2 pseudogenes are annotated in these 1,369 nt (G+C 56.7%); both read right to left on the bottom strand.

Features of this window, described 5'->3' with window-relative positions:
- Positions 1–263 precede the first annotated feature (263 nt).
- Positions 264–382, bottom strand: a pseudogene (locus tag IV40_RS10950) (IS110 family transposase); the annotation flags it as partial.
- Position 383: 1 nt separating this feature from the next.
- Positions 384–1,289: pseudogene (locus IV40_RS10415) on the bottom strand (IS110 family RNA-guided transposase); the annotation flags it as partial.
- Between the last annotated feature and the right edge of the window lie 80 nt (positions 1,290–1,369).

Genomic DNA, 1,369 nt, shown 5'->3' on the forward strand with positions numbered 1-1,369 from the left:
AAAAAATCTATGGTCCCCCCCATTTTTGCAATACTGATTAACGGGCGATGTGGTTGGCTTGCTTAAATCTATCCGGCGTCTGTTTGGGGCTTGCCCCAGCGCCACGATGAGAGTCGCGCCTGACGATCCTTAAAAGCCCGTCGGCTTCTGAAGCCGATTTTTATGTCAGGATCTTCGCCAGGCCGGTAGGCCGTTCACGTCATCCGTTGTTCAGCTATCGCAAAACCTGAAGGGTGAATTGTGGTACTGCAACAACCGCAGGGTCAGGCGTTCAAGGCGTCTGGCCCTGCTTCATATTGCGCATGGTGAGCCGCTATCGCCCAAGCGATACGCGCCAGTTTGTTGGCCAGGGCACAGGCCACCACATTCGCGTGTCGTCGGCNCAGCAGCGCTCGCACCCAGTCGGCCAAAGCCCCCTTCTGATGATCCAGCCTCTGCATGTAAACCCTGGAGCATTGCACCAGCAGTTGCCGCAGGTGCTTGTCACCCCGCTTGCTGATCCCCAACAAATTGGCTTTGCCGCCCGTGCTGTACTGTCGCGGCACCAAGCCCACTGAAGCCGCAAAATCGCGACTGCATCGGTATTGCTTGCCATCGCCCATTTCTACAGCCAGAAGGCTGGCGGTGATCGGACCGACACACGGCATGCTAAGCAAACGGCTCCCCAGATCATCGTCGGCCAGCTGGCAAGCCAGTTGTTTGTCCAGTTCCTTGATCTGTTCATCCAGGTAAACGAAGTGATCGTGCAGGCGTTGCAACAGCACTGTCAGCCGCACAGGCAGCTCATGCTCGGCCAAAACAGCTGCCAAACGCTTCATGATGGCTGAGCCTTTGGGCAGGCTGATGCCAAATTCCAGCAGGAAACCGTGCATCTGATTGGCTGTCTTGGTGCGGTCATGCACCAACGACTCGCGCATGCGATGCAGGACAGACAGGGTTTGCTGAGACTCGGTTTTAGGCGTAACGAAGCGCATGGACGGACGGGAAGCCGCCTCGCAAATGGCCTCTGCGTCGATAAAGTCATTTTTGTTGCCCTTGACGAAAGGGCGGACAAACTGCGGTGAAATCAACTTGGTCGTATGCCCCATCGCCGCAAGCTGACGGGCGATGAAGTGAGAGCCGGCACAGGCTTCCGTTACCACGACGCAGCTCGGCAAGTTGCCGAAGAACCGCATCATCTGCGCTCGCGAGAGCTTTTTGCGAAACACCTCGCGGCCCGATTTGTCTTGGCCCAGAAGGTGGAAATTATGTTTGCCGAGATCGATCCCGATCAGTGCTGACTCGCTCATGATGATGGCCTCCAAAAACAAAACACCCTGCGAAAGCGTAGCCCTCGCAGGGTGTGGGGGTGACCATCTCATTAGCCCGC

Origin of the sequence: Lactobacillus selangorensis, from assembly GCF_001437205.1 — a bacterium.
Taxonomy (GTDB): Bacteria; Bacillota; Bacilli; order Lactobacillales; family Lactobacillaceae; genus Paralactobacillus; species Paralactobacillus selangorensis.